This window comes from Hyphomonas sp. (assembly GCF_041689225.1).
GTDB lineage: Bacteria > Pseudomonadota > Alphaproteobacteria > Caulobacterales > Hyphomonadaceae > Hyphomonas.
Map to the genome: position 1 here is coordinate 1 of NZ_JBDNGN010000040.1, position 6,423 is coordinate 6,423.

The following is a 6,423-nucleotide window of genomic DNA, read 5'->3' on the forward strand; positions in this document are numbered from 1 at the left end:
GGCCTGGCGCGTCATGTCGGTGCGCACGAAGAACAGGTCCAGCAGCGGTCCGGCCACGCCGGCCACCGTGTTCAGCGCCTGAACAACGAAGCCGGCGCCTTCGGCCTGGAACCGCTTCTGGATATCGAGATCGACGACCGACTTGGGCAGCCAGACCAGCAGCGTCGTCAGGCCGAGCATCAGATAGACCGTCTGGCGGTCCGGGCGCCAGCTGAGCGCGAAGAGCAGCCCGACCGCCGCCAACGAGCCCAACGCATAGCGGCGGAAGATCGGCCACTGGATATGCTTGCGCCAGAGATAGGCGCGATAGCCGTTCGAGATCATCTGGATCGATCCATGGATGATCATGGCCGTGGCCACGGGCACCAGCGTGGCCAGCACGCCCATGAAGATGATGCCGCCGGCCATGCCGAAAATGCCGGAAATGAATGTCGTGACGAGAACGGTTGCAAGAATGATCAGGGCGCTCGTCAGGGTCATGCGCGGCGGCCTAACGCAATTTGCATTACGGAACCAGACTCCGGCTTTGCCGCCAAGACAGTCGACGACCCAAGGCCCCGGATGATAAGACAATCCTCAAAGAACTCAGAAACTGGAAGATAGGAAGAGAGAAACACCATGCCCGATAGCCAACACGCCGCTGATTCCAGCGCCGATATGAATGACCTGCGGATGTCGGAGGCGGCGCGTCCGCTTTACGATCATGTCCGCAAGTTCATCAAGGAAACCGTCAATCCGATGAGCGAAGAGTTCCATCGCCTCGGCGAAGGCAAGAAGGACATCTGGTCCTATGCGCCGGGCCAGCTGGAATGCCTCGAAAAGGCCAAGGACGAAGCCAAGAAGCAGGGCCTCTGGAACTTCTTCCTGCCCGACGCTGAAACCGGCGAAGGCCTCAAGAACCTCGACTATGCCTATATCGCAGCCGAACTCGGTAAGAACCCGATGGCGTCCGAAACCATGAACTGCTCGGCGCCTGACACCGGCAACATGGAAGTGCTCGAGCGCGTCGGCACGCCGGCGCAAAAGGAAATTTGGCTGAAACCTCTGCTCGAAGGCAAGATCCGCTCAGCCTTCGCCATGACCGAGCCGGGCCTGCCATCGTCGGATGCCAAGAACGTCTCCATGAGCGCCGTTCTGGAAGGCGATGAATGGGTCCTCAATGGTGAGAAGTTCTACATCTCCGGCGCGGGCGACCCGCGCTGCAAAATCATGATCACTATGGTCAAGACCAGCCCGAACGCCGAGCCGCACAAGCAGCAAAGCCAGATCCTGGTGCCGCTGCCCTATCCCGGCGTCACGATTGTCGGCCCGATGCACGTCTTCGGCGATCCCGATGCGCCGCATGGCCACATGCACCTGCGCTTCGAGAATGTCCGCGTGCCAAAGGAAAATATGTTGCTCGGCGAAGGCCGCGGCTTCGAGATTTCGCAACTCCGCCTCGGCCCTGGCCGCATCCACCACTGCATGCGCTCCATCGGCCAGGCAGAACGTGCGCTCGACCTGATGGTCCGTCGCGGCATCAGCCGTGAAGCCTTCGGTCGGCCACTGGTCAAGCTCGGCGGCAATACCGAGATCATCTCGCGCGCCCGTATCGAGATCGAAGCCATGCGCATGATCGTGCTCAAGGCGGCCAAAGCCATGGACGTGCTGGGCAACAAGGAAGCGCGTGTCTGGATCTCGATGGCCAAGGCCATGATCCCGGAACGCGTCTGCCAGATTATCGACCAGGCGATCCAGATGTACGGCGCCGCCGGCGTGTCGCAATGGACGCCACTGGCCCAGATGTACACGAGCCAGCGTACGCTGCGCCTCGCTGACGGCCCGGACGAAGTGCACCACATGGTCATCGGCCGCGCCGAAATCCGCAAATATGAAGGCGGCGAGGAAGACCCGGCGCTCGCCTCCATCTGGCGCAAATAGACGCGGAAAAACGCTCAATAAAATATCGAAGGCGCGCAAGGCAACTTGCGCGCCTTTTTTCTTGTTTTTTCATATATTATAAGGGGTTTCCCGTATCGCGCGTCGCGAGGAATGCTGCAAAATATAGTCATATAATCTGCATGCGGCGGGCGGGAGTCCGGGCCGCATAGCGCCAGCAGATACGAGGAGAACAGCCCGTGAATTTTGACTATAGTCCGAAGACGAAGGAATATCTGGAGCGCGTGGGCGCGTTCATGGACACGCACGTGTTTCCGGCCGTGCCGGTCTACCAGGCCCAGCATGAAGCCGACCGCTGGGGTGTCATGCAGGTGCTTGAGGACCTGAAGGACAAGGCAAAGGCCGAGGGCCTGTGGAACCTTTTCCTGCCGCCGAACGCCGATCACGACACCGACGAATACCGGGGCGCGGGACTCTCCAATGCCGACTATGCGCCGCTGTCGGAAATGATGGGCCGCGTCAGCTTCGGCTCCGAAGTGTTCAACTGTTCGGCGCCCGATACCGGAAATATGGAAGTGCTGCACCGCTACGGCTCCGACGCGCAAAAGGAACAATGGCTGAGGCCCCTGATGAACGGCGACATCCGTTCCGCCTTCCTGATGACTGAGCCTTTGGTCGCCTCGTCCGATGCCACCAATATCGAAACCTCGATTGTCCGCGATGGCGATGACTATGTGATCAACGGGCGCAAATGGTGGTCGTCCGGCGCGGGCGATCCGCGCTGCCGCGTGGCCATCATCATGGGCAAGACAGATTTCGACGCGCCGCGCCATGCCCAGCAGAGCCAGGTCCTCGTGCCTATGGATGCGCCGGGCATGAAGACAATCCGCATGCTGCCCGTGTTCGGCTATGATGACAGCCCGCATGGCCACGCCGAAATGGTGATGGAGAATGTCCGCGTGCCAGTGGGCAACCTGATCCTCGGCGAAGGACGCGGCTTCGAAATTGCTCAGGGCCGCCTTGGCCCGGGCCGCATCCACCATTGCATGCGCACCATAGGCGCCGCTGAAGTTGCGCTGGAAAAAATGACCCGCCGCCTGCTCACCCGTCAGGCTTTCGGCAAGAGTCTCTACGAGCACTCGATCTGGGAACAGCGCCTCGGCGAGGCCCGCATCGAGATCGACATGTGCCGCCTGCTGACGCTGAAGGCCGCCTCGATGATGGACACGGTCGGCAACAAGGGCGCCGCCAACGAGATCGCCATGATCAAGGTTGCCGCGCCGCGCATGGCGCTCAAGATCATTGATGACGCGATCCAGGCCCATGGCGGCGGCGGGGTGACGTCGGATTTCGGCCTCGCCGAATCCTATGCCGGTATCCGCTCCCTGCGGCTCGCCGACGGGCCGGACGAAGTGCACCTGCGCGCTATCGCTCGCAACGAGTTGAAAAAGTACCGCGACAATCCTGACTATCCGACACACGATCCGAAGTCGGGCATTCACGACTTTGGATAGGACCGTGCGTCTGGCAGGCGTGGTGCGCGAGGGGCGAGGAAATATCCGGAATCGCGCCTAGAACGGTACGTTCGGATCGTCCTCGCCCTTGCCGCCGATCTCCAGACCGGCAAAGTCGAACACGCGAGGATCGTGCAAATGGCTTGGCCGCACGGTGGCGAGGGCATGGGCCATGACCTGTCTTACGCCGGGCTTCTTGCGTTCCCATTCGTCCAGCATCTGTTTCATCGCCACGCGCTGAAGCCCGTCCTGCGTGCCGCACAGGTTGCAGGGGATGATCGGGAATTTCATTGCCTGGGCAAACTTGGCCAGGTCGTCTTCCGTCGCCGTGATCAGCGGCCGCAGTACGAAACAGTCGCCCTCGTCATTCAGCAGCTTCGGCGGCATCGCGGCCATGCGTCCGCCATGCACGAAATTCATCATGAACGTCTCCAGCGCATCGTCGCGGTGATGGCCCAGCACGATCGCCTCGCAGCCTTCCTCGCGCGCGATGCGATAGAGAATGCCCCGGCGCAGGCGTGAGCACAGCGAGCAGTAGGTGCGCCCCGCCTCAACCTTATCGATCACGATGGAATAGGTGTCTTCCGTCTCGATCCGGTATGTGACGCCGGTCGTGTCCAGCCAGTCCGGCAGCACGTGTTTCGGGAAACCGGGCTGGCCCTGGTCCAGGTTGCACGCAATCAGGTCCACCGGCAGCGCGCCCTGCCAGGCCAGGTCCATCAGCACGGCCAGCAGGCCATAGGAATCCTTGCCGCCCGACAGGCAGACCAGCCATTTCGGGCGCGGTTTCTCACCGGCTTCCACCGCGCGCCGGTCGACCATCTGGAAATCGTCCACCGCCTTCAATGCGCCGCGCACCAGCCGCTTGCGCAGCTTCTTGAAGCTGACGCTGGATGGCGCATCCGCAAATAACGGGGGCGCGCGGGGAGACACAGTATCGGCCATGTCCGCTGCTTTGCCACGGGGCCGTCATAGGGCGCAAGCTGTTGATACGCGGGTGCTTGCCAAGACCTGAATCCGGAGACGATGCTGCGCGCGTCAAACGTCTCTCAGAAAGGCGCACGCCATGATCTGCCCGTCCTATGCTTTTCTTGCAGGCGTCGCGGCGGTCCTCGCCGCCTGCACGACCCCCGCGCCATCTTCCACACCTGATTCCAGATCAGCCACAGAGGGGCTGGCAATTCCAACGCCGGAGGAGCTATCGCGCATGGCGGAGATTGCCGCCAGGAATGCTGAAGTGGAGAAACCGGAAGCGATTGTCGACTGGCGCGCCGACGTTCCCACAACGGCGAGCGAAACGCTCGTCGGTGAATGGGACATGCGTGTCCTCAGCGCCTACGGGCACTTGCCGGAAACGCACAACAGGCTTTTCATCACCGCGATGCATGACGGCCTTGTCGAAGGTCATATTTGGGGCGGTGATGGCGACGGCGTGTTTGTGGATGGCCGGGTGCGTGAGGAAGACGGCAAGACCATTCTTGCCTTCAAGACGCCTCAGGCAGGTGCCGGTTGGTGGTCTCGCGTTAACGCCGAGGCACCCAGTTCAACAATTGGCTTGTGCGCGTGCCGTGCGAACGAGACTGATGATCTCGGTGCGTACCTGACATGGAAAAACTGGATGCTCCGTATTGTCGATACGCCCGAAGATTTCTGCCGGGATACCTAACGGTTCTTCAAAGACGGCACGATGACCACATCGTCCGGCGAAGAATTGCTTAAACAGACCTGGCGGCTGGAGACCGACGAGAAAGGCCAGCATACGCTTGTAAAGACCATTGTCTCGACAAATGGCCTGCCTGACTGTCAGGGAAATGTTGTCACGAAACCGGGGGACGTGAGCAGCACTGCAATCGTTTTTAGGAACGGCGGAGGCTGGATGGTATGCGCCGGGCCTGACCGCGGCATGTCTTGCTACGGAACGGTCAATCCATATTTGGTTCAGTCCAAAATGCGTGAAAGGTAGGCCAGCCGTTTCGGGCGTGGCTTTTCGTTGGACTCCCCTGCCCGCCGGTTGACCATGCCAGCCTCAAGCCACCACCTCACCACCCCCATGCCCCCTGCGCGCCACACCCCCCGCAAAAGGGGGAGAGCCATCTGATGGAGGGGGACTTATCCACCCCCTGCTTCATCCGGTATATAATGCGCCGCGATGCCCAGCTTCTCCCTCCTCACCCCCATGCCGGGCCTGCTCTGGTACCTGCTGCCCCTCTGGCCGCTGGTCGTCTGGCGCATCCAGCGCTTGAAGAAATGGTTCAAGGCGGCGGGTGGCCCCGGCTCCCAAATGCTATGGGGTGTGATGTGGAATGGCCGTGTCGTGGTGATCCAACTCTCGGATGACCTGACCGGGCCGCATCCGGGCATTTTCCGTGCACCTGTGTCGGATCGGCTGGCTTTCGCGCTGACAGGCGCCCCATCCCCGTGTCCCTGGCGAGCGCCAGGGCTGCGATTGCCCCGTACCAGGCCCAAGCGCAGGGCTGGTCCGGTTCGGCCCCATTCCCGACACCTGACCCATACTCCCACCGGAGCACACCCAGACCCCACACCCAAGCGCCCTCGCAGGCGTCACTGGCGTAGGTGAAAACCTCAGCCGAAGAACGGGATTCGGAACCAGCGCTTGATATTCCACCAGCGGCGCAGGCGCTTGTTGTTAGGCGCATCATCCTTGCCGCGCGGCACGAGAATGTCATTCATGCGGGGCTGGTAGTTGCGGATCAGGTCTTCTTCGACCCGGGCGCGATCATCGCCCTTCTTGATCACCAGCACATGGCGTTCGGTGGCGCCGCGCTTCCACCATGCTTCCCACCAGCGTTCATGGCCGATCAGGCGCGAGCGGAAATTGGTCGCCTTGCCGATATAGAGTGGGAAAAGGAAGAATACGAAGCGCCGCTGGACAAAGACATAGATGCCGCCGCCCTCGGGCAGGCCCTTGGGCGTCAGCGTGATCTTGAAGCGGTAAGGCCGGCCGGATTCGCCAAACCAAGTGTGCCAACCAAACAATATCCACATGCGATTCGTCTCCGTCCCCAAGGTA

6 protein-coding genes are annotated in these 6,423 nt (G+C 61.4%); 3 read left to right on the forward strand and 3 right to left on the reverse strand.

All coding sequences use genetic code 11. The features are described 5' to 3' along the window. Positions 1-480 (reverse strand): TSUP family transporter (locus tag ACESNB_RS03390; RefSeq protein ID WP_373003846.1); only part of this gene is annotated, 480 nt, incomplete at its 3' end. A gap of 138 nt (positions 481-618) precedes the next feature. Between ACESNB_RS03390 and ACESNB_RS03395 the strand changes: the two genes are divergently transcribed. Together ACESNB_RS03395 and ACESNB_RS03400 are read left to right on the forward strand one after the other, a co-directional pair. Then, complete coding sequence (locus ACESNB_RS03395) at positions 619-1,920, forward strand: acyl-CoA dehydrogenase family protein (RefSeq protein WP_373003849.1); 1,302 nt, start codon at positions 619-621, stop codon at positions 1,918-1,920. Between the two features lie 197 nt (positions 1,921-2,117). After that, positions 2,118-3,392, forward strand: a complete 1,275-nt coding sequence (locus tag ACESNB_RS03400) for an acyl-CoA dehydrogenase family protein (RefSeq protein WP_373003852.1) — start codon at positions 2,118-2,120, stop codon at positions 3,390-3,392. A gap of 57 nt (positions 3,393-3,449) precedes the next feature. Here the strand turns inward: ACESNB_RS03400 and ttcA are convergent, their stop codons facing one another. Continuing rightward, entirely contained in the window at positions 3,450-4,337 is an 888-nt protein-coding gene (gene ttcA, locus ACESNB_RS03405; protein WP_373003855.1) for a tRNA 2-thiocytidine(32) synthetase TtcA, read from the reverse strand. A 262-nt stretch (positions 4,338-4,599) separates the two neighbouring features. On the opposite strand from ttcA, the gene ACESNB_RS03410 reads away from it, so the two are divergent. Then, positions 4,600-5,058: a hypothetical protein gene (locus ACESNB_RS03410; protein WP_373003858.1), complete on the forward strand. Its 459-nt coding sequence runs from the start codon at positions 4,600-4,602 to the stop codon at positions 5,056-5,058. 917 nt (positions 5,059-5,975) lie between these two features. Here ACESNB_RS03410 and ACESNB_RS03415 read toward each other — a convergent pair. Continuing rightward, the coding region (locus ACESNB_RS03415; protein ID WP_373003860.1) for a GIY-YIG nuclease family protein at positions 5,976-6,423 on the reverse strand (448 nt) is incomplete at its 5' end.

What these genes read in the sequence shown, in the direction of transcription:
- ttcA (WP_373003855.1), bottom strand. Translation starts at nt 4,337, where the DNA reads ATGGCCGATACTGTGTCTCCCCGCGCGCCCCCGTTATTTGCGGATGCG.
- ACESNB_RS03410 (WP_373003858.1), top strand. Translation starts at nt 4,600, where the DNA reads ATGGCGGAGATTGCCGCCAGGAATGCTGAAGTGGAGAAACCGGAAGCG.
- ACESNB_RS03395 (WP_373003849.1), top strand. Translation starts at nt 619, where the DNA reads ATGCCCGATAGCCAACACGCCGCTGATTCCAGCGCCGATATGAATGAC.